The 19308-nt window shown below is 65.6% G+C and carries 21 protein-coding genes and 1 riboswitch; of the genes, 15 read left to right on the top strand and 6 right to left on the bottom strand.

Translation table 11 applies throughout. The features are described 5' to 3' along the window. The first annotated feature begins 24 nt into the window (after positions 1-24). Both ACYQ4W_RS02565 and ribB read left to right on the top strand, forming a co-directional pair. On the top strand, positions 25-693 hold the full coding sequence (locus ACYQ4W_RS02565) for a peroxiredoxin (protein WP_459852439.1): 669 nt from the start codon (positions 25-27) through the stop codon (positions 691-693). Between the two features lie 174 nt (positions 694-867). After that, a riboswitch (FMN riboswitch) is annotated at positions 868-1020 on the top strand. A 117-nt stretch (positions 1021-1137) separates the two neighbouring features. Then, positions 1138-1782, top strand: coding sequence for a 3,4-dihydroxy-2-butanone-4-phosphate synthase (gene ribB, locus ACYQ4W_RS02560; protein ID WP_459852436.1), 645 nt, complete (start codon positions 1138-1140; stop codon positions 1780-1782). A gap of 77 nt (positions 1783-1859) precedes the next feature. On the opposite strand, the gene mltA is transcribed toward ribB, so the two are convergent. From mltA to ACYQ4W_RS02545, 3 genes are read right to left on the bottom strand one after another with little or no spacing between them, the layout of a single operon-like run. Continuing rightward, positions 1860-3257: a murein transglycosylase A gene (gene mltA / locus ACYQ4W_RS02555; protein WP_459852434.1), complete on the bottom strand. Its 1398-nt coding sequence runs from the start codon at positions 3255-3257 to the stop codon at positions 1860-1862. Continuing rightward, positions 3254-4396: an AI-2E family transporter gene (locus tag ACYQ4W_RS02550; RefSeq protein WP_459852431.1), complete on the bottom strand. Its 1143-nt coding sequence runs from the start codon at positions 4394-4396 to the stop codon at positions 3254-3256. Before ACYQ4W_RS02550 ends, mltA begins: the two co-directional genes overlap by 4 nt. Next, a complete protein-coding gene (locus tag ACYQ4W_RS02545) occupies positions 4393-5970 on the bottom strand; it encodes an ATP-binding response regulator (RefSeq protein ID WP_459852428.1) in 1578 nt (525 codons plus the stop codon). The genes ACYQ4W_RS02550 and ACYQ4W_RS02545 overlap by 4 nt, the downstream gene beginning before the upstream one ends. Positions 5971-6445: 475 nt before the next feature. On the opposite strand from ACYQ4W_RS02545, the gene ACYQ4W_RS02540 reads away from it, so the two are divergent. The 4 genes from ACYQ4W_RS02540 to ACYQ4W_RS02525 all read left to right on the top strand — a co-directional run bounded on the left by ACYQ4W_RS02540 (position 6446) and on the right by ACYQ4W_RS02525 (position 10409). Further along, complete coding sequence (locus tag ACYQ4W_RS02540; RefSeq protein ID WP_459852426.1) at positions 6446-7252, top strand: basic amino acid ABC transporter substrate-binding protein; 807 nt, start codon at positions 6446-6448, stop codon at positions 7250-7252. A gap of 89 nt (positions 7253-7341) precedes the next feature. After that, positions 7342-8124, top strand: coding sequence for an amino acid ABC transporter permease (locus tag ACYQ4W_RS02535; protein WP_459852423.1), 783 nt, complete (start codon positions 7342-7344; stop codon positions 8122-8124). After that, the gene (locus ACYQ4W_RS02530; protein WP_459852421.1) at positions 8111-8854 is read left to right on the top strand and encodes an amino acid ABC transporter ATP-binding protein; all 744 of its coding nucleotides are present in this window, start codon (positions 8111-8113) and stop codon (positions 8852-8854) included. The genes ACYQ4W_RS02535 and ACYQ4W_RS02530 overlap by 14 nt, the downstream gene beginning before the upstream one ends. A 118-nt stretch (positions 8855-8972) precedes the next feature. Continuing rightward, positions 8973-10409, top strand: a complete 1437-nt coding sequence (locus tag ACYQ4W_RS02525) for a DUF3298 and DUF4163 domain-containing protein (RefSeq protein ID WP_459852419.1) — start codon at positions 8973-8975, stop codon at positions 10407-10409. A gap of 493 nt (positions 10410-10902) precedes the next feature. On the opposite strand, the gene ACYQ4W_RS02520 is transcribed toward ACYQ4W_RS02525, so the two are convergent. Next, on the bottom strand, positions 10903-11172 hold the full coding sequence (locus ACYQ4W_RS02520; RefSeq protein WP_459852417.1) for a hypothetical protein: 270 nt from the start codon (positions 11170-11172) through the stop codon (positions 10903-10905). Positions 11173-11363: 191 nt separating this feature from the next. Here ACYQ4W_RS02520 and ACYQ4W_RS02515 point away from each other — a divergent pair, with 191 nt between their 5' ends. The 4 genes from ACYQ4W_RS02515 to ACYQ4W_RS02500 all read left to right on the top strand — a co-directional run bounded on the left by ACYQ4W_RS02515 (position 11364) and on the right by ACYQ4W_RS02500 (position 14778). After that, the gene (locus ACYQ4W_RS02515; RefSeq protein WP_459852415.1) at positions 11364-11585 is read left to right on the top strand and encodes a FeoB-associated Cys-rich membrane protein; all 222 of its coding nucleotides are present in this window, start codon (positions 11364-11366) and stop codon (positions 11583-11585) included. Positions 11586-11641: 56 nt separating this feature from the next. After that, positions 11642-11881, top strand: coding sequence for a FeoA family protein (locus tag ACYQ4W_RS02510; protein ID WP_459852413.1), 240 nt, complete (start codon positions 11642-11644; stop codon positions 11879-11881). A 4-nt stretch (positions 11882-11885) separates the two neighbouring features. Further along, on the top strand, positions 11886-14150 hold the full coding sequence (feoB, locus tag ACYQ4W_RS02505) for a ferrous iron transport protein B (RefSeq protein ID WP_459852411.1): 2265 nt from the start codon (positions 11886-11888) through the stop codon (positions 14148-14150). A gap of 241 nt (positions 14151-14391) precedes the next feature. Beyond that, positions 14392-14778, top strand: coding sequence for a Rid family detoxifying hydrolase (locus ACYQ4W_RS02500; protein ID WP_459852409.1), 387 nt, complete (start codon positions 14392-14394; stop codon positions 14776-14778). Between the two features lie 81 nt (positions 14779-14859). Here the strand turns inward: ACYQ4W_RS02500 and ACYQ4W_RS02495 are convergent, their stop codons facing one another. Next, complete coding sequence (locus ACYQ4W_RS02495; RefSeq protein WP_459852407.1) at positions 14860-15210, bottom strand: IscA/HesB family protein; 351 nt, start codon at positions 15208-15210, stop codon at positions 14860-14862. A gap of 155 nt (positions 15211-15365) precedes the next feature. Next, entirely contained in the window at positions 15366-15689 is a 324-nt protein-coding gene (locus ACYQ4W_RS02490) for an IscA/HesB family protein (RefSeq protein WP_459852405.1), read from the bottom strand. Positions 15690-15875: 186 nt separating this feature from the next. On the opposite strand from ACYQ4W_RS02490, the gene ACYQ4W_RS02485 reads away from it, so the two are divergent. From ACYQ4W_RS02485 to ACYQ4W_RS02465, 5 genes are all read left to right on the top strand, one after another. Beyond that, positions 15876-16448 (top strand): TetR/AcrR family transcriptional regulator, encoded by a 573-nt coding sequence (locus tag ACYQ4W_RS02485; RefSeq protein ID WP_459852403.1) that lies wholly within the window; start codon positions 15876-15878, stop codon positions 16446-16448. Continuing rightward, positions 16445-16990: a bifunctional pyr operon transcriptional regulator/uracil phosphoribosyltransferase PyrR gene (gene pyrR, locus ACYQ4W_RS02480; protein ID WP_459852401.1), complete on the top strand. Its 546-nt coding sequence runs from the start codon at positions 16445-16447 to the stop codon at positions 16988-16990. Before ACYQ4W_RS02485 ends, pyrR begins: the two co-directional genes overlap by 4 nt. A 29-nt stretch (positions 16991-17019) precedes the next feature. Next, on the top strand, positions 17020-17580 hold the full coding sequence (gene thrB, locus ACYQ4W_RS02475; RefSeq protein ID WP_459852399.1) for a homoserine kinase: 561 nt from the start codon (positions 17020-17022) through the stop codon (positions 17578-17580). After that, the gene (locus ACYQ4W_RS02470; protein ID WP_459852397.1) at positions 17577-18176 is read left to right on the top strand and encodes a hypothetical protein; all 600 of its coding nucleotides are present in this window, start codon (positions 17577-17579) and stop codon (positions 18174-18176) included. The genes thrB and ACYQ4W_RS02470 overlap by 4 nt, the downstream gene beginning before the upstream one ends. 571 nt (positions 18177-18747) lie before the next feature. Next, a complete protein-coding gene (locus tag ACYQ4W_RS02465; RefSeq protein WP_459852395.1) occupies positions 18748-19152 on the top strand; it encodes a bacteriohemerythrin in 405 nt (134 codons plus the stop codon). Positions 19153-19308 lie beyond the last annotated feature (156 nt).

The following is a 19308-nucleotide window of genomic DNA, read 5'->3' as shown; positions in this document are numbered from 1 at the left end:
CCGGCCCCACACAGGAGGAAAGTCATGCGCACACGTCTCTTCGCCCTGGTCCCGGCCCTTGCGCTGGCCCTGCTTCTGACGGCCGCGCTGTGCGGTCCCCTCACCCTGCCGGGCGTCGCCCTGGCCGTGGACCTCAAGGAGATGATCCTCGACCCCGGCCCGCTCAAGCCGGTGGACAGCGTCCTCAAGGTGCGCCCCGGCGACATGGCCCCGGACTTCACCCTGCCCGGCGTCATCATGGACAAGGGCGGCAAGCGCTCCGTGCGCCTCTCCGACTACCGGGGGCGCAAGAACGTCATGCTCTCCTTCGTGCCCGCGGCCTTCACCCCGGTGTGCTCCGACCAGTGGCCCGGCTACAACCTGGCCAAGGATCTTTTCGACGAATACGACACGGAAATCCTGGGCATCAGCGTGGACAACCTGCCCAGCCTGTACGCCTGGGCCGTGGAGATGCGCGGTCTGTGGTTCCCGGTGCTCTCCGACTTCTGGCCCCACGGCGGCGTGGCCCAGGCGTACGGCGTGCTGCGCAGCAGCGGCACGGCCGATCGCGCCATCGTCATCATCGACAAGAAGGGCGTGGTGCGCTTCGCTGAAATCTTCAACATCAACATCCGCCCGGACCTGGGCGTCATCATGGCCGAGCTGCACAAGCTGGAACCCCTGCCGCCCAGCGGCGCGCCGGGACCGCGCTGACGCCGACCGCCCAATTTCACCATGCGGATCGCGGGCGCGACAGATTTTGCCGCGCGAAGCCTACCCGCGTCCCCCTGACCGCGCCTCCTGACCGCGCCAACAATGGCCTCCAAGCATAGCCGCGCCGAAACCGGCCGCGTTGACGAGCCCGCGCCGAAGGGATAGAAAGACCCCGCTTATTCTCAGGGCGGGGTGCAACTCCCCACCGGCGGTATCCCGAACGCGCTTCGGGGAGCCCGCGAGCGCCTGCTCCATCGGGGAGCGGGGTCAGCAGATCCGGTGCGATTCCGGAGCCGACGGTGACAGTCCGGATGGAAGAGAATGAGGCAGCCGACCCGCCGGTTTTCCCGGCGTGCCACCCGCATGGCGCTTTTCGTGCGCCCTTGCGGCTGGCGTCTGTCTTTTACGCCCTGATTCTGGTCTTTCTTGCCACGGAGGCAAACCATGAATCAGTCCCTGCTTGAACGCTTCGGCAATCCCAAAACACGCGTCGAAAGAGCTCTTGAAAGTCTGCGCAGCGGCAGCGGCGTCCTTGTGGTGGACGACGAGAGCCGCGAGAACGAGGGCGACCTCATCTACCCGGCCGAGAGCGTGAACGAGGAGCAGATGGCCCTGCTCATCCGCGAGTGCAGCGGCATCGTCTGTCTGTGCCTCACCGACGAGCACGCCGACGCGCTGCGCCTGCCCCCCATGGTGGAGCACAACACCAGCCGCAACAAAACCGCCTTCACCGTGACCATCGAGGCCGCCAAGGGCGTGACGACGGGCGTTTCCGCCGCGGACCGCGTGACCACGGTGCGCACCGCCGTGGCCAAGAACGCCAAGGCCGAGGACCTGCACCGGCCCGGGCATGTGTTTCCCCTGCGCGCGCGGCCGGGCGGCGTGCTGGAGCGCGGCGGCCACACCGAGGCCACGGTGGACCTGATGCGCATGGCCGGGCTTGCGCCCGCGGGCGTGCTCTGCGAGTTGACCAACCGCGACGGCAGCATGGCCCGCCTGGCGGAGGTCACGGCCTTTGCCGAACTCCACGGCCTGCCGGTGCTCGCCGTGGCCGACCTGGTGCGCTACCGCCAGGAATTCGTCGCCTAGGACCGAACAATCACAAGAAAAAAGGCCGCCAGGAGATTGCTCCCGGCGGCCTTTTTTTCGCGCTGTTGCTGTGCGGGCTACTGCGGCCCCTGTTCTTGAGCAGGCGTGCCCTGCCCATTGCCCTGCCCGCTGCCCGGCTGCTCCTGGTCCAACTGCGGCTGGCCCGGCTGCGGCTGGCCCGGCGCTTGCGCATCAGACTGCTGGCCGGCGGGCAAAAGGCCCATGGCCCGGCGGCTGACCAAAATATGCAGCTGCCCAGGGTTCTTCATCCGGCCGGAGACGAACTCCGCATACGCCCCGGACCCGCAGAACAGGTCCACATGGTTGCCCACAATGGCCCCGCCCGTGTCCTGGGCCATCATGAGCCCGGACAGACGCGTGGGGCCGCCGCTCTTGGGCGCGGGCAAAGGCACGCTCATGGCCAGGGCCGCGCCCAGGGGCACCTGCGAGCGGTCCACGGCAATGGAGCTCATGGGCGTGAGGATCTTGCCCATGCTGCCGAAGGGGCCGTTCTCCGCCAGGCGGAAGAACACGTAGCTCATGTCCTCGGACAAAAGCTCCTTGGTGAGCTTGGGGTTCTGCTGCACAAAGCTGCGGATGCGCGGCATGCTGGCCTCGTCGCGGGTCATGTAGCCCCGGCGGACGAGGGTGCCGCCGAGCATGTGCCGCTCGCGCCCGTTCTGGTCGGCATAGAGCACGTGGGTCACGCTGCCGTCCGGCAGGATGAGCCGCCCGGAGCCCTGAATCTGCAAAAAGTACAGATCGATGCGGTCCTTGACCCAGGCGATCTCCACACCCTTGTTCTTGAGCGCGCCGCCAAAGTCGATGTCGCCGCGGGAGTAATAGGGTTTGATGCCGTTTTTCTGCATGCGGTAGTAGAGCTTCTGCCCCTTCCAGCGCGGGTGGAATTCGCCCAGGTCCACCTTCAGCAGATCGTTTGGGTGCCCGTAAACGGCGTAGGGGTAGGCCGGGTCCGGCTCCAGGCTGGCCTCGAGGAACGGCTCATAATAGCCGGTCACCAGGGTGTTCTGCTCCAGCGGGAACCAGGCGAAGAGCTGGGCCAAGAGCGCCGGGTCCTCGTCCAGGTACGGCAGGGCCTGGAGCAGGTCCTCCAGGGTCTGGCGCATGGCTCCCCAGGTGAGCTTGAGGCCCGGGCGCTCCACGGCGTAGGCCCCGGCGGGCTTGCCCGAAACATAGGCCAGGTTGGCCTTGAGGCCGGGCTCCAGGTCGCGCCAGGAGCGCAGGCCCTGGGTGGAGGCGTGCATCTGCCGCGCGCGCTCCAGCGCCTGGGCCGCGCTCAAAGGCTCGAAGCTCGGCTTCTCCACCACCGGCGGCGGCGGGGGAGGAGACGGACGAGGGGGCGTGACCGGCCGGGCGCAGCCGAAGCTGAGCAACAGCACGCAAAAAAGCATGCCGCACAGGCGGCGCATGGACCGCGACGGACAAGGCCGGCGCGCAACAAGGCGGTGGATCATGGTTCGTTCCTGTATTCGCTGTAGGCGGAGCGCGAGGTCAGCACGTCCTTGTACTCCTCGCCGTAGATTTTCAGCATGACCATGAGGAAGGTCAGGATCAGCGGGCCATAGAAGATGCCCAGCGCGCCAAAGGCGTTGATGCCGCCAAGGATCGCCAGGAAGATGTAGAAGGGCGAGACCTCCGCGGCCTTGCGCATGAGCATGGGCCGCAGAATGGTGTCGATGTTGGTGACGATGAGCACGTTGTACAGCAAAAAGAACAGCGCCCACTGCCAGTCGCCGAAGAAATACAGGTAGGCCGTGGCCGGTATCCACACCAGGCCGGTGCCGATGATCGGAATCAGCGCGGCCAGGCCCATCATGGTGCCCCAGAACAGCGGCTTGATGCCCACGATGTAGAGTCCGAGCGCGCCCACAAGCCCCTGCAGCACGGCGATGAGCAGGCTGCCCAAAAGCACCGCGCGCGAAACGCGCTGCAGGCTCTCGATGATGATGTCTTCCTGGTGCGTGCGCAGCGGCGCAAGATACTTGAGCTTCTGCACAATGCCGCGCCCCTCGCGCAGGAAGTAGAAAATCATGAAGATCATGAGGAAGAAGCGCAGCACCAGCTTGGCCATGTTGCCCACAAGGGTGGCGCTGGCGTTCAGCAGCGACTGGCTGGAGTTCCGCGCGACGGCAAGGATGCGCGCCTGGATGCTCGCGTCGTCAATGGTCACAAAGGGCAGGCGCTCGCGAACCCAGTTCAGGAAGGGATCCAGCCTGTGGCCGCGCAGAATCTCGGCGAAGTCGTTGCGGTCGGCCCAGGCGCGGATGGTCATCATGGAGTCCAGGCCCTCGGTCACCAGCCCCCACACAAGAAACGCCGTGGGCAACAGGATGAGCACCACCACCAGCAGGGAGGTGATGCCCGCGGCCAGGTTGGCCCGCCCGCCCAGGCGGTGGAACAGCCGCGAGTTGATGGGCGAAAAGATGATGGCCAGCGCGGCCGAGAGGATCATCGTGTTCAGGAACGGCTCCACCAGCACGAAGCCGAAGAAGAACGCCACGACCAGAAAGAAGAGCATGAAATAGGCGAAGATTTTGTTGGAGTGCGGCTGCGACAACGGGGTGTCCGGCGTCTCCGGTGCGCTGTTCATCATGGTGCGTCCGCCCCCTGGCGGTCAGTGGTTCTACTCTCGACAAACGATCGCCTGGCGAGCAATTCCGCCAAGCGTTCCAGGCACGCGCCGCAATCATCGGTCTGCGCCAGCACGTCGTCCATGCCCGCGTCCAGGCGTCTGGCGCGGCCAAGCTCGCTCTCGCTGGCAATGACCCCGAGCACCGGCGTTTCGGCCACGGCCTTGGTGCGTCGGTCGCGCAGCACCCGGGTCAGGGCGGCCGCGGTCTGGCCCTCCAGCGAGGCCGTGAACACAACGGCGTCCACACAGGACTCCGCCAGCAGCTCCGCGGCGGCCGCGCCGCCGCAGGCGCGCAGCACCTGGGCCCCGGCCAAGGCAAGGGCCCGGCACAAGGGCGAGGCCGGCGCAAGCTGCCCCTCGGCCACAAGCACCCGCGCCCCGTTGAGCGGGCTTTGCCGGGAGGCGGCGGAACCGTCCGGCGCAACCGGCTGCACAGGCACGCGCAACGTGAAGACGCTGCCCTGGTCCGCGGAGCTTTCCACGCAGACGCTGCCGCCCAGGCACTCCGCAACCTTGCGGCACATGGCGAGCCCCAGCCCAAGACCGCCCAGGCGGCGGGTCATGAAGTCCTCGCCCTGGGTGAAGCTCTCGAAAATCAGCGGCAGTTGCTCTGGCGCGATGCCGCAGCCGGTGTCGGCCACGCGCAGCAGCAGCATGAGCGAACCCGGCGTCGTGCCGGGCTCGGCCGAGGCGGTCACGCGCACACAGCCTTTTGCCGTGTAGGCCAGGGCGTTGTCCAGCAGATGTTCCAGGCACTGGCGCATGCGGTTTGGCGCGCCCACGACCACTTGCGGCAAGTCCGTGGTCGAAACGACGAAATCGAGCCCTTTGCGCGCAGTCTGCGCGCGGTACCGGTAAACAACGCCGTCAATGAATTCCCTCAGATTGAACTCCTGCGTGCCCAGGTCGCAAACACCGGCCTCCAGGGACGAAAAGTCCAGCAGCTGGTTCAAAATCCCCGTGAAGCTCTGCGCGCAATTCTTCAGGTGTTCAACGGTCTCGCGCTGGTCATGGTCCAAATCTGAAAGGAGCAGCAGTTCGGCCATGCCGAGAATGCCGTTCATGGGCGTGCGCAGCTCGTGCGAGAGCGTGCCGAGGAACGCCGTCTTGGCGTGGTCGGCCTCCTCCGCCGCGCGGCGCGCCCGCTTGAGGTCGCGCTCCGCCGCGTGCTTGGTCAGGGCTAGCTCGATGGCGCCGCGCAGTTCGCGGTCTTCAAAAGGTTTGATGAGATAGCCGAAGGGCGAGGCCCCAAGGGCCCGACGCATGGTGTCCTCATCGGAATACGCGGTGAGGAAGACCACGGGGACATCGCGGACCTGGGCGATGCGGACGGCCGCCTCGGTGCCGTCCATGCCGCCCGCCAGGCGAATGTCCATGAGCACCAGGTCCGGCGAGGCCGAAGCGGCAAGGGCCACTGCCTCCGCGCCGCTGGCGGCGCACCCGGCCACGCGGTACCCCAAGCGCGAAAGCGCGCTCTGGATGTCCAGGCTGACGATGCGCTCATCATCGACGACAAGAATGCTGGGCTCGGTCATTTTCTCGGCCCCGGTCGGATTGTGGTGGGCGCAAAACGGCAGCCCAGCCCCCGAAGCAGGGGCCTGACGGACCGCCTCACATGGGCTTTGTAAGCCGCGCCGCCGGCATGGTCAAGCGGCGGCGGCGCATGCTGCGGCTCCGAACCCCGCGGCCGCAGCGCAAAGGCAAATGCCATTTTCGTGAAGGCACCGGCGCGCCGTGCCCTGGTGCGCAAAACACCAAGCGCAGCCCTAAGGTCCGCCTCCACGTCCTTGGCCGATGCCGCCCAAGAGGACAAAAGAACTGCGCAGGCCGTGTTTGCGGTTCTTGTAATTTGTCAGGGATGTGTCTAAAGGAAATGCCAGTGCCGTGCGGTGATGGGTTTGTCCGCGCATGCACCTGATTTCTTCCCGGCCTGAGAGCGCTCAGGCGCGCAGTCCGGGGCGTTGTGTTTTTGTGTCTGCCCGCAAATAATTTTCAACTGGAGGAGTTCGCATGAAACGCCTGTTCAAATCCATCGTCATCGCCGCCGCGATGAGCGTCCTCGCCCTCGGCGTGGTCGGCTGCGGCAAGAAAGAAGAGAAGGCCGCCGAGCCCGCCGCCAACGCCACCGCGGCTCCCGCCGGTCCGAAGACTATCGTCTTCGCCTCCGACGCCACCTACCCCCCGATGCAGTACACCAACGATCAGAAAGAGATCGTGGGCTTCGAAGTCGACGTGATCAAGGCCGCCGCTGAAAAGGGCGGCTTCAAGGCCGAGTTCAAGAACGTCGCCTGGGACGGCATCTTCGCGGGTCTCGCCACCGGCAAGTACGACGCCATCTCCTCCAGCGTCTCCATCACCGAAGAGCGCAAAGCCACCATGGACTTCTCCGATCCCATCATGCCCATCGAGCAGATCCTCGTGGTCGCCAAGAACGAGAAGGCCACCGACCTCGCCGGCCTCAAGGGCAAGAGCATCGGCGCCCAGATCGGCACCACCAGCTACCTGGTCATCAAGGACGTGAAGGGCTTCAAGGCCATCAAGACCTACGACGAAGTGGGCCTGGCCATGGAAGACCTGGTGAAGGGCAGCATCCAGGCCGTCGTCGCCGACAGCCCGGTCGCCGTCGAGTACACCACCAAGAAGTACTCCGATAAGATCAAGATCGCCGGCACCCTCAAGAGCGACAAGGTCGAGAACATCGGCATCGCCGTCAAGAAGGGCAACAAGGACGTGCTTGATCTGATCAACAAGGGCCTCGCCGCCATCAAGGCCGACGGCACCTTCGACAAGATCAAGGAACAGCACCAGATGAAGTAGACCGGACCGCAACGGACCGATCTTAGAGATTCTCCCGGGGGGCCGCCATTTGGTGGCCCCCCGGCATTCCAACAGCAAAGGCCTCACACATGACCGAATCACGAAAAATCGACGTGGGCGAAGGGGCGGCCATCCCCAACAAAAACGATTGGGGACTCTTCAACGCCTGGATGATCAGCATCGTCGGCGCCATTGCCGGCATCATCTACCTGCTGGTCGCCTATCCCGACCCCTACATGCGGCTGCTCAAGTACCTGGGCGACGGCATCGTCATCACCTTCCAGGTCACCATCACCTCCATCATCTGCGCCTGCGCCATCGGGCTCATAACCGGACTTGGCCGCGTTTCCAAAAACAAGGCCATCAACCTCGTGGCCTCCACCTACGTGGAGATCATCCGGGGCATTCCGCTTCTGGTGCAACTTTTCTACATCTACTACGCTCTGGGGCGCTTTCTGAACGTGCACGACCTCACCGCGGCCATCATCGCCATGAGCGTGTGCTACGGCGCCTACATGGGCGAGGTGTTCCGCGCGGGCATCACGGCCATCGACAAGGGCCAGAGCGAGGCCGCCCGGTCGCTTGGCTTCAACGGCAAGCAGACCATGTTCCTGGTCATGCTGCCGCAGGCTTGGCGCACCATTCTGCCGCCGGTGGGCAACGAGTTCATCGCCCTGTTGAAGGACACCTCGCTGGTGTCCATCCTGGCTGTTTCCGACCTGCTGCGCCGGGGCCGCGAGTTTTCGAGCGAGACCTTTCTCTACTTCGAAACCTACACCATGGTCGCCCTGGTCTATCTCGTCATCACGCTCCTCCTGTCCAAGGGTGTGAGCATCATGGAAGCGAGGCTCAGCCATTATGTCCGCCGCTAGTCAGCCCATCGTCGATATCCGCCACGTGCACAAGAACTTCGGCGCGCTCAAGGCGCTGAACAACGTGTCCATGTCCATGAGCCTGGGCGAAAAGGTCGTCATCATCGGCCCCTCCGGCTCCGGCAAAAGCACGCTGCTGCGCTCCATCAACAAGCTCGAAACCGTCGATGCCGGCACCATCATCGTGGACGGCCAGGACATCAACGATCCGAAGACCGACATCAACAAGCTGCGCATGGAGCTTGGCATGGTGTTCCAGAGCTTCAACCTGTTCCCCCACAAGACCGTGCTGGAGAACCTCACCCTGGCGCCCATCAAACTGAAGGGCATGAGCAGGGACGAGGCCGACACCATCGCCCTCAAGCTGCTGGACAAGGTCGGCATCAAGGACAAGGCCCACGTCTATCCTTCGCGCCTTTCCGGCGGCCAGCAGCAGCGAGTGGCCATTGCCCGGGCGCTGGCCATGTCGCCCAAGATCATGCTGTTCGACGAGCCCACCAGCGCCCTCGACCCGGAGATGATAGGCGAAGTGCTCGACGTCATGGTGACCCTGGCCAAGGAAGGCATGACCATGGCCGTGGTGACCCACGAAATGGGCTTTGCCCGCGAAGTGGCCGACCGCGTGGTGTTCATGGACCACGGGGCCATCATCGAGGAAGGCACGCCCGAGCACTTCTTCCAGAACCCCGAGAACGACCGCACCAAGCTCTTCCTGAGCCAGATCCTGTAGCCCGTTCGCAACCGCCGATCCCCAAAGGCCGTCTCCCCGGAGGCGGCCTTTTTTGCGCCCCTTGCGCCCGGCCTCGCCCCGGCGTAGAGCATTTTCTCGAACCTATCGGAGGATTCCCATGCGCACCCTCGCCCGTTTCGCCGCGCCCCTTGCCCTTTCGCTGCTCCTGGCCGCCTGCGCCGCGGAGCGCCCGGCCGCACCGGCCCCGGAACCCGCGCCGGCCCCCGCACCCCAGGCCGCGCCTGCCCCGGCCGTGAGCGAGCAGCAGATTCTGGGCGCCCTCAATGTTCTGGTGAACGACACCGAGCCCGGCTCGGACGACTACGAGGCCAAGCGCGCAGCCCTGGCGCTGGCGGCCAAGTCCGCCTCGCTCGGCCAGTCCCTGCGCTGGACCGTGGCCCAGGTGCTGGCCTTCGATCCCCCGCGCCTGCGCGAGCGCTGGCAAAAGCGCCAGGAGGCCGAAAACAGCGCCGCCGCCCTCTACGCCGCCAATCCGCCGGAGAACTTCGCCGCGCTCAAGGGCGCGCGCGTGGTGCACCGCATCGGCGCGGCCATCTACCTTGTGCGCCTGCCCGGCGGAGACACAGCCCTGCTGAACACCAAGCGCCGCCTCAAGAACGGCACGCTCATCAAGACCCTGCTGGTTGCGGAGGTGCAGCGCCCCCAGCCCGACAGGAGCAAGGGCGACCTGGTGGACGAGCTGACCGACCAGCCCCGCGCCTTTGTCGAAATATCGAAGCAGGAGGCCCAGCGCCGCGAGTCGCTGCGGGCCCCGGCCCTGGCGCGCCTCAAGACCCTGGAGAGCCAGGGCGGACAGATGGAGCGCGCCGTGGCGGCGGATCTGGCCCGGCTCGACACCCTGACCCGCGACGTCAACGCCGTGGCCAGCCCCATGCTGTTGCCACAGGGCTCCAGAACCACGCCCACCGCGCTCATCCGCAAGGTGAAGCGCATGGCCAAGAGCTACAGCCGCGAGCAGTACTACCGCTACGCCCTGCCCGTCACCGGCAAGCCCAAGGTGGACGCCATGCTCAAGGGCTATCTGGACGAGCGCAAGGCCGAGATGCAGAGCCTGCTGCGCACCACAGGCGTGGGCCGCGGCCATGCGCGCGCCAACGTGGACCGCATCGCCTTTTCGGCCTTCACCGCCACGCCGCGCCTTTTGTCCATCCGCTTCGAGGAAATGCGCGACACGGGCGGCGCGCACCCCAACACGGCCTTCGCCACCTTTGTGTTCGACATGAAGCGCCAGACCAAGCTTGAGCTGGCCGATGTCTTCACCGATGTGCCCGCGGCCCTCAAGATCCTTTCCGAGCTGGCGGCGCGGCGCATGGAGCTCGTGCTCGACGGCTCCGTGTTCCCCGAGGGCCTTGCGCCCAAGGCCGAGAACTTCTCCGTCTTCCTCTTCGACGGCGCGGACATCGTGTTCACCTTCCCGCCGTATCAGGTTGCCAGCTACGCCCAGGGAAGCCAGATTCTGCGCGTGCCCCTGTGCCACCCGCGCCTGCGCCCGCTGTTGACGCCGGACCTGCTCGAGGCGCTGGCCGGCAAATAGCGCGCGGCCGCAAGGAACGTGCCCCTGGGTGCCCCTTCTGCGCCGGCCATGCCGGGCGCGCAGGACCGCTCATCCCAGTCCGGCCCCTCACGCCGCACCTCACAACCCAAAAAGGCTTGAGCCGCGCCAGCGTCCCAAGCCTTTTTTTTGTTGCAGCGCTTCCCCAAACCTTGCGCCCCGGCTTGCCCGCCATCCCAACGCGAAGAGCCCCTTCCGGCGGTTTCACCGGAAGGGGCTCTTCGCGTCCTGGGGAGTCCAGAGGGCGAATGCCCTTTGGCGGGGGTGCCGGGGGCGGAGCCCCTGGATTCTTCAGACGATGCCGATGGGGTGCCTGGATATGCCTCCGGCGGCCGGGGGCTGGCCTCCCCCGGACCCGGCGAAATGGGGAATGGAATGGTTGCCTTGACCGGGGTGCCGGGGGCGGAGCCTTGGCGCTTGATCGAGAGAGGTTCGCTAACGCCGCGTTACGAGCGCGGCCAGACGCTCTGCCCGCCTACTTCCCTTCCCTGCGGTCGTGGATGTTCTTCATGGTGACTCCGGCGAGGCAGCCGCACAAGAGCCCAAGGCCGAGCATGCGGCCCATTTCGGCGCCGGGGATGAGCCAGCCGGCGATGACGGCGACGGAGCCGCCGATGATGATGCCCCGCGCAAGATAGTTGAGGGTCCCGGCGAAGCGCTTGTCCGCGGGCGAAAGGCCCTCGTCCTGCGTTGCGCCCTTCTGTGCGGCTTCATCCTTGCGGTCGCGTTTGGCCTGCTTGCCCATGAGTCCTCCATAAGATTCGGTTGCGGGCGGATAGAACCACAAATCCGCCCGGCGCTCAAGCCCTGGCGCGAATTCTGACCTGCGGCGGATGAATTCTCCGGCTTTTACTTGACATCGATTTTCAATTTCATTATCTCTCCTCGTGACGGCGCAGGCCCGTGTGGGCGCGTCGAAACAAGGAGACTCAAGTCATGTGGCAGAACATCATCGTTTTCGCAATCGTGGCTGTGGCGGGTGGCATCACCCTGTGGCGGTTCTACGAGAAGTTCACCGGCAAAGCATCGTGTTGCGGCGGAGGATGCACCTGCAAGGGCTCCTGCGGCTCGACCGGCATGAAGGATCCCGGCGGCAAGGACAATGGGTTGAAGCGGCTTGATTCCGCCTCGTGCGGCGGCTCCTGCTGCTCCCGCTGACCTGACCGGTTCTGAGAGAATGCCGACAAAGCCTGTAAATGAGTAAGGAGACACCCATGGATTCGTGCAATACGCTGCGCCGCGCACAGGTTAACAAGAAACTGCGCATCTGCTCCATCGATGCCCAGGGCGAGCTGGGCCGCAGGATTCGGGACATGGGGCTCATCCCCGGCGCGGAGCTGACCGTGGTGGGCAAGGCTCCGCTCAAGGACCCCGTGGCCCTGCGCCTGCGGGACTTCACCCTGACCCTGCGCAACAGCGAGGCCGACCACATCGTGGTGGAGCCCGCGGAGTAGATTTATGCCCACCCAAACGCTGACCATCGGTCTTGCCGGCAATCCCAATTGCGGCAAGACCACCATGTTCAACGCCCTCACCGGAGCCCACCAGCATGTGGGCAACTGGCCCGGCGTCACCGTGGAGAAAAAATCCGGCAAGATCATCACCGACGAGTACATTCTCGACGTGGTGGACCTGCCGGGCACCTATTCCCTCACCGCCTACTCCGAAGAAGAAAAGGCGGCGCGGAACTTTCTGACCGACGACCACCCCCACGTGGTCATCAACGTGCTGAACGCCGACAGCCTGGAGCGCAACCTCTACCTGGCCATTCAGATCATGGAGCTGGGCGTGCCGCTGGTGCTGGCCCTGAACATGATGGACGAGGTGCGCAAGGCCGGCAAAGACATCAACGTGCCCCTGCTGACCAGGCTCATGGGCTGCCCCGCGGTGGAGACCGTGGCCCGCCAGGGCAAGGGCAAGCGCGAGCTGCTCGAGGAAGCCGTCCGCGTGGCCACCACCAAGAACGGCCGCACCGAGCCCCTGCGCATCTCCTATGGTCCGGACCTGGACCCCGTGCTGGACGAGATGGAGCCCATCATCGCCCAGGCCGGGCTCTTGGCCGAAAAAGGCCCGGCCCGCTGGGTGGGCATAAAGTACCTGGAGGGCGACGCCTCGGTCGTCCGCCACGGGCAGGAGCAGAACCCGAACGTCTCTCGTCAGTTGGAGGCCATGGTCGCCAAGGTCGCCCAGCACTTGAAGGCCACCCTGAGCGCCGGGCCGGACGGCATCATAGCCGACTACCGCTACGGCTACCTCGCGGGCATCGCCAAACAGGTGGTGAGCTACCCCACCATCAACGCCGAGCGCATCCGCATGTCCGACCGCATCGACCGGGTGCTGACGCACCAGTTCGCCGGTCCCATCGTCATGGCGCTCATCATCTACCTTCTGTACACCATCACCTTCGCCCTGGGGAAATTCCCCATGGACGGGCTTGAGGCGGCCTTTGGCTGGCTGGGCGACACGGTGAAGGACGCCATGGGCGACGGGCTTTTGCGCTCGCTCATCGTGGACGGCGCCATCGCCGGCGTGGGCGGAGTCATGGGCTTCGTGCCGCTCATCATGATCATGTTCTTTTTGCTCTCCGCCCTGGAAGACACGGGCTACGTGGCGCGCATGGCCTACATGCTCGACCGCGTGTTCCGCATCTTCGGCCTGCACGGCACCAGCGTGCTGCCCTTCATCATCTCCGGCGGCATCGCCGGCGGCTGCGCCGTGCCCGGCGTCATGGCCTCGCGCACGCTGCGCAGCCCCAAAGAAAAGCTTGCCACCCTGCTGGTGGCGCCCTTCATGACCTGCGGCGCCAAGGTGCCGGTGTTCCTCATGCTCGCCGCGGCCTTCTTCCCCGGCGCAGAGGCCAGCGTCATGACGGCCGTGACCCTGAGCGCCTGGGTGGCCGCCCTGCTGGTGGCCAAGCTGCTGCGCACAACCGTGGTCAAGGGCGAGAGCACGCCCTTCGTCATGGAGCTGCCGCCCTACCGCATGCCCACCCTGCGCGGCCTGTGCATCCATACGTGGGAACGCTCCTGGCAGTACATGCGCAAGGCGGGCACGGTCATCCTCGGCATCTCCATCCTGCTGTGGGCGGCCATGACCTTCCCCAGCCTGCCCGAAGACCAGGCCAAGCCCTTCGAGGACCGCATCGCGGCCATTCAGGCCCAGGCGGACGAAGCCAAGCCCGTGGTCCCGGCGGATGCCGTCGCGGCGAATGACGTCGCGGCGCAAGCTCCCGCCAAGGGCCAAAAGAGCAAGGGCGAGGACGACGCGCCCCTGACTCCGCAGGAAGAAGCCATCAAGGGCATTGAGGCGGAAAAGGCCGAGGCCGAGCTGCTCAATTCCTTTGCCGGACGCGCGGGCGTGGCCATGGAAAAAGTCATGTCGCCGGCCGGCTTCAACTGGCGCGTGAACATCTCGCTACTGGGCGGGTTCGCCGCCAAGGAAGTCATCGTCTCCACACTGGGCACGGCCTATTCCCTCGGCAAGATCGAGGCCGAGGAAGCCGCCCCCCTGTCGGAGAAGATCTCCCAGGACGACACCTTCTCCAAGGCCGGAGCCCTGGCGCTCATCGCCTTCGTCATCCTGTACGCGCCCTGCTTCGTCACCATCGTGACCATGGCCAAGGAAGTGGGCTGGAAGTGGGCGGCGTTCTCCATGGGCTTCAACACCGCGCTGGCCTACGTTGTCGCGGTCATCGTGTTCCAAACCTCGCGGCTTTTGGCCTAGGGCCTCCAACAGCGCGACAAAGCTATCCCTCCTCCCTCCGTAGGGGCTCCCGGAGACGGCTCCGGGGGCCCCCATAAAAAGAAAAGGCCAGACGCCCAGCAGGGTTCCGGCCTTTTCTTTTTTCCGCAAACCAGATACCCAGAAAGGCGCACAGCGCATCCCGCGCCCCCGGCCTCCGCGCGGCCCTTTTGCCGCATGGACCCTTTCTTTCGCCGGAACAACCCGCAACACAGGAGCCCGCATGCCCCTTGAACCTAAGACCGTCCACACCGACGCCGCCCCAGCCGCCATCGGCCCCTACAGCCAGGCGGTGACCTGCGGAGGCGTCGCCTACGTGAGCGGCCAGCTCGGCAGCGATCCCAAAACCGGGATCATTCCCGACAACTTCGCGGCCCAGGTCCGCCAGGCGCTGGCGAACTTCAAGACCGTCGTCGAAGCCTCCGGCTCCAGCATGGACCGCGTGCTCTCCGTGGACGTCTTCCTCACCGACATGGGGAACTTCGGCGCCTTCAACGAGATTTACGCCACGTACTTCCCCAGCCACCGTCCGGCGCGCGCCGTCGTCTGCGTGGCCGCCCTCCCGCGCGAGGCCCAGGTGGAAATCCGCTGCGTGGCCGCCCTTTCCTAGACGGGGCGCATAGGCCAAAAAAAGGCGGCTGACCCGATCATCTCGAGTCAGCCGCCTTGTCGTTGTCAGAGCAGGCCGGGTTCAGGAGCAGCCGCAGCCGCCGGACTCGCCGCCGGAGCCGCAACCGCCGCCGCAACCGCCGCCGGAGCCGCAGCTGCCGCCGCCGCCCATGGGGTTCTCGGAATCAACGCTGAAGCCGTATTCGGTCATGTCGATGGAGATGGCGCCGGAAGCGGCCAGCAGGGCCTTTTCGGCCAGCAGGGTGTATCCGCCCGCCTCGAAGGTGTCGTCGCCGTCCTTGGCCTCGTCAAGGGCAAGAGACAGCTTGGGGCCGCAGCAGCCGCCCGCCAGGAACACGCGGATGGGAGACTTCTCCTTGTCCGCGAAGTACCCGTCCAGCTGCTCCTTTGCGGAATCGCTCAATGTGATCATGGGGGAAACTCCTTTGTGCGCCGCCTTTGGCGCGCTGTCATGTCTGCGGCAGATGTGTCCGACTGGCTTCCCGCATCTTTCGCCGGGCCGGCCCCAAAAAATGGAGCGCCGCCCCTTTCGGAACGACGCCCCTATTGTACCGTGTCTTGCGAGCCCTAGCTGGAGCAGCTCCCGCTGCTGCAACTGCCGCCGCAACCTCCGCCCCCTGTACTCATGGGGTTTTCCGAATCGACGGTGAACCCGTATTGGGTCATGTCGACGCGGATGGTTCCGGTCTGCTCGCCCAGGGCCCGCTCCACTACGAAGCTGTACCCCTGCACGTCATAGGTGTCGTCGTTCTCACGCGGCTCATCCAGAGCCAGCGAAAGCCTCGGGCCGCTTCAACCCCCTGAAGCCATGAAAATGCGGATCGGGGATTTTTCCTTGTCCGCAAAGTACCCGTCCAGTTGGGCCTTTGCGGAATCGGTCAGTTCAACCATCTCTGCCTCCTTGGAGCGTTGGTGGAAGGTGGATAAATAATGACGCCCCCACCCTTTGTCAAATGAGTGAGGACCTGCCCCCGGACATTGACCGGGAAGTGACTCTGGGCTACATGGCGGGATGCGGATGGACGTGTTGTCCGCCGCCATTGTCCTTTATTTTTCGCTTCTTGAACGAGGCAGCGCATGAGCACCAAGGACCTGATCCTATCGACCGCCAAGGACATGATCTCCGAGGTCGGTTTTCATAAAATGACCACGGCCAACCTGGCCAGGCGGGCCGACATCTCGGAAGGCACCATTTACCGCCACTTCGAGAGCAAGGAGGACATCCTCCAGCACATTCTGGACATCTTCGATCAAAAGTACCAGGTCCTGGCCGAGCAGTGCCGCCTGCGCATGGACAAGGGCACCCTGACCATCGAGGACCTGCTGGGCAGCCACTTCGCCTTTCTCGACGCCAACGCCGCGGACATCAAGATCGTGCTCGGCACCTACAGCATTTTGGAGATCACCAAGCGGTCCATGGCCCGGTTCATCGACCGCATGCGCACACTGTTCGAGGACTTCCTCTCGCGCGGCATAGCGCGCGGCACCATCCGCGACGTGCCCCTGGGCGACACGGGCATGATCATCGCCAACATGTTTTTCGGGCTCATGCGCATCAAGCTGTACTGGCCGGAAATCTCGGACTTCTCCCGCGAGGCCGTGGAATTCTGCCGCCGCAGCCTGGTCATCGAGCCGGAGGCCAAAGAGTGAGCGACTCCCGCACCCTCATGACGGCCAAGGAAATGGCCCGCACCCTGGAGCGTCTGGCCTCGGAAATCATCGAGCGCCGGGGCGAGGAAGGTCCGCTGGTCCTGGTGGGCATTCAGCGCCGCGGCGTGGACCTGGCCCGCAGGCTCAAGAAACTGCTCGACGCGCGCCTGCCCCGCCCGGTCATCCTCGGCATGCTCGACATCAATCTGTACCGCGACGACTGGAGCAGCCTGGGCAAGACGCCGGCCATCAGCAGCACCGAGATCCCGGCCGAGGTGGAGGGCGCCAGCGTCGTTTTGGTGGACGACGTGCTCTTTTCCGGCCGCACCATCCGCGCCGCGCTCGAGGCCATTCTCGACTTCGGCCGCCCGCGCCGGGTGGAGCTGCTTGTGCTCATCGACCGCGGCCACCGCGAGCTGCCCATCCAGGCCGACTACGTCGGCAAGCGCGTCAACACCTCCAGCGCCGAGCAGGTGGACGTGCTGGTGAGCGAGCGCGACGAGCAGGACAAGGTCGTGCTGCGCTCCAAACCCGCGGCCTGAACGCCGCCGCGCCAGCCAGAAGGCATTCCATGCACGCCGAACAGCAATCCGTCACGTCAAGCGCCCTGCCCCGCCTGTGGGACCAGGGCTGCGTCAGCCTCATCGGCATGGCCGCCGCAGGCAAGTCCACCCTGGGCCGCCTTTTGGCCGAGAAACTCGGCTGGGCCCACCTGGACACCGACCGCATGATCGAGGCCTATTACGGCCTGCCCTTGCAGGAAGTGCTGGACGGCATGGGTCTGGCGAAATTTCTGGAAGCCGAGGAAACCCTCGTGTCCACCCTGGGTGTGCGCCGCACGGTCATCTCCACCGGCGGCAGCGTGGTGTACGGCCCCAAAGCCATGGAGCGCCTGCGGCTGCTGGGTCCGGTGGTGCACCTGCACATCAGCATGGCGAGCTTTCTGAAGCGCGTGGGCGACGGCGGCAACCGGGGTCTGGCCATAGCGCCCGGCCGCAGCAAGGAAGATCTTTTCCTGGAGCGCCAGCCCTTGTACGAGGCCGCGTCCGACTTCACCCTGAACACGGATTCGTCCGACCACAACGTCAGCCTGGAAAAGCTCCACGCCTGGCTCATGGAAACACCGGCATGAAAAAGCCTTTGAAGAACCCCGTGCTGCGCCGCCTGCGCGAACTGTACACGCGCATGGACCAGGCCTACGCGGCCTCGTCCACGGCCATCGGCCTGAGCTGCGCGGGCTGCAAGGACAGCTGCTGCGAGACCATGTTCCGCCACCACACCTATGTGGAATGGGTGGAGCTGACCCAGGGCCTGGCCGCCCTGCCCGCCGAAAAGCAGGACGAGATACGCCAGAACGCCGAGACCTGGCTGCGCATCCACAAGAACGCCCTGCCCGGCACCAGCCCGCGCGTGCCCTGCCCTCTGTGCCTGGAGGCCGAGGGCTCGCTGATCTGCGGGCTGTATGAGCACCGGCCCATGGTCTGCCGGCTGCACGGCGTGCCCAACGTGCTGCTGCGCCACGGCGGCCAGCAGGCGGCCTTCCCCGGCTGCGAGCGCGCCCAGAATCTGGCCAAGACCTGCGCGCCCGCCCTGCTGGACCGCACGCCGCTGCTGTCCGAACTGGCGCGCCTGGAAATGGACCTGCTTGGGCGCGAGCGCATGGGCAAAATGCCCCGGATGGACCTGACCATCGCCGAGATGATCCTCATGGGACCGCCGCGCCTGTAGCAAGGCGCACAGCAAAACATCAACGCGCGAGTTCCCCTCGCGTGCGCCCGAAGCGGCACGGCCTTCCACTGCCGCCTTGCCGCTGTTTCCCGCTTCCTGCCGCACCATCCCCGCCCGCGCCGCGGCAAGCGGCCAACCGCCGGCGTTCGCGCTCCGCAGCGGCCGGGCACGCGGGCCGGCCTCGGCAGTCAGCCTCTGAGCAGTCAGCCGCATCGCCCAGCCCCATTGGACAAGGGCACATCGGGCAGGCGCTCGCAAGGCAAGTCCAGCAGCCAAGCTCAGCCTTGCGTGAGCTTTCCGGCAAGCATCCGTGCTCCCTCCTTCGGAGGGCTCGCGGTCCAGGCCGCCAGCTCATCGCCAGCTCATCGCCAGCCCAGCGCCAGCCCAGCGCCAGCCCAGCGCCGCGCAACCGTCGCAAAGCCGCGTGCCACTTCCCTCTTGGCAGCCGCCAAGCGGCCATGCTATACGCATCACAAGACCCGGGCCCCACGGGCCGCGTCCAAGCCAGCACATCCGCCCCCATTCCTCGGCTTCTTCGGCCGGCCGGTCTGGTGCGGCCAGTGGAGGAAGAATGCCGCAGTTCATCTGGGACGACAGCCTGAACCTGGGCGAGGAAATGATCGACCGCCAGCACAAGACCCTGGTGGAGCTCATCAACAAGGTGCACGAGGTCAGCCAAGCCGCGGACAGGGACGTGGAGGCCATGCAAAGCCTGACGGCCATGTACCTCTACGCCAAGGAACACTTCTTCGACGAGGAAGCGCTGATGGAGCGGCTGGGCTATCCGGACATCCAGCGGCACAAGGCCCAGCACAGGGCCTTTGTGGACAAGACCCACGCCCTGACCGACGCCTGCCTGGAAGGCGAGATGGAGATGGAGGAGCTTTCGAAATTTCTGGTGCTTTGGCTGCGGCAGCACATCGCCTTGGAAGACGCCAAAATCATACGCTTCATCAGGTCGAAAGAGGACGCCTAGCCTTCCGTTCCGGCGGGCTGCGGCACGGCTTGGCGCAGCGTAGGCCTCCGGCTCTTCAACTCTTTCCGATCTTTCCGGCCGCGCGGCGCGCATCAGCTCGGGGCCTTCGGCTTTTCAATTCCGCGCCAGCGGCGCAGCGTAGGCCTCCGGCTCTTC

The organism is Humidesulfovibrio idahonensis, assembly GCF_054657715.1.
The sequence above is the reverse complement of the archived record's forward strand: the minus strand, read 5'-3'. Positions and strand labels throughout refer to the sequence as shown.

Bases quoted from the DNA above. Each gene is read 5' to 3' on its own strand.
- feoB (WP_459852411.1), top strand. From the start codon at position 11,886: ATGCCCACCCAAACGCTGACCATCGGTCTTGCCGGCAATCCCAATTGC.
- ribB (WP_459852436.1), top strand. From the start codon at position 1,138: ATGAATCAGTCCCTGCTTGAACGCTTCGGCAATCCCAAAACACGCGTC.
- ACYQ4W_RS02550 (WP_459852431.1), bottom strand. From the start codon at position 4,396: ATGATGAACAGCGCACCGGAGACGCCGGACACCCCGTTGTCGCAGCCG.
- ACYQ4W_RS02535 (WP_459852423.1), top strand. From the start codon at position 7,342: ATGACCGAATCACGAAAAATCGACGTGGGCGAAGGGGCGGCCATCCCC.
- ACYQ4W_RS02485 (WP_459852403.1), top strand. From the start codon at position 15,876: ATGAGCACCAAGGACCTGATCCTATCGACCGCCAAGGACATGATCTCC.
- ACYQ4W_RS02525 (WP_459852419.1), top strand. From the start codon at position 8,973: ATGCGCACCCTCGCCCGTTTCGCCGCGCCCCTTGCCCTTTCGCTGCTC.
- ACYQ4W_RS02495 (WP_459852407.1), bottom strand. From the start codon at position 15,210: ATGATCACATTGAGCGATTCCGCAAAGGAGCAGCTGGACGGGTACTTC.
- ACYQ4W_RS02565 (WP_459852439.1), top strand. From the start codon at position 25: ATGCGCACACGTCTCTTCGCCCTGGTCCCGGCCCTTGCGCTGGCCCTG.
- mltA (WP_459852434.1), bottom strand. From the start codon at position 3,257: ATGATCCACCGCCTTGTTGCGCGCCGGCCTTGTCCGTCGCGGTCCATG.
- ACYQ4W_RS02470 (WP_459852397.1), top strand. From the start codon at position 17,577: ATGAAAAAGCCTTTGAAGAACCCCGTGCTGCGCCGCCTGCGCGAACTG.
- ACYQ4W_RS02500 (WP_459852409.1), top strand. From the start codon at position 14,392: ATGCCCCTTGAACCTAAGACCGTCCACACCGACGCCGCCCCAGCCGCC.
- thrB (WP_459852399.1), top strand. From the start codon at position 17,020: ATGCACGCCGAACAGCAATCCGTCACGTCAAGCGCCCTGCCCCGCCTG.
- ACYQ4W_RS02510 (WP_459852413.1), top strand. From the start codon at position 11,642: ATGGATTCGTGCAATACGCTGCGCCGCGCACAGGTTAACAAGAAACTG.
- ACYQ4W_RS02465 (WP_459852395.1), top strand. From the start codon at position 18,748: ATGCCGCAGTTCATCTGGGACGACAGCCTGAACCTGGGCGAGGAAATG.
- ACYQ4W_RS02545 (WP_459852428.1), bottom strand. From the start codon at position 5,970: ATGACCGAGCCCAGCATTCTTGTCGTCGATGATGAGCGCATCGTCAGC.
- ACYQ4W_RS02530 (WP_459852421.1), top strand. From the start codon at position 8,111: ATGTCCGCCGCTAGTCAGCCCATCGTCGATATCCGCCACGTGCACAAG.
- ACYQ4W_RS02520 (WP_459852417.1), bottom strand. From the start codon at position 11,172: ATGGGCAAGCAGGCCAAACGCGACCGCAAGGATGAAGCCGCACAGAAG.
- ACYQ4W_RS02540 (WP_459852426.1), top strand. From the start codon at position 6,446: ATGAAACGCCTGTTCAAATCCATCGTCATCGCCGCCGCGATGAGCGTC.
- ACYQ4W_RS02515 (WP_459852415.1), top strand. From the start codon at position 11,364: ATGTGGCAGAACATCATCGTTTTCGCAATCGTGGCTGTGGCGGGTGGC.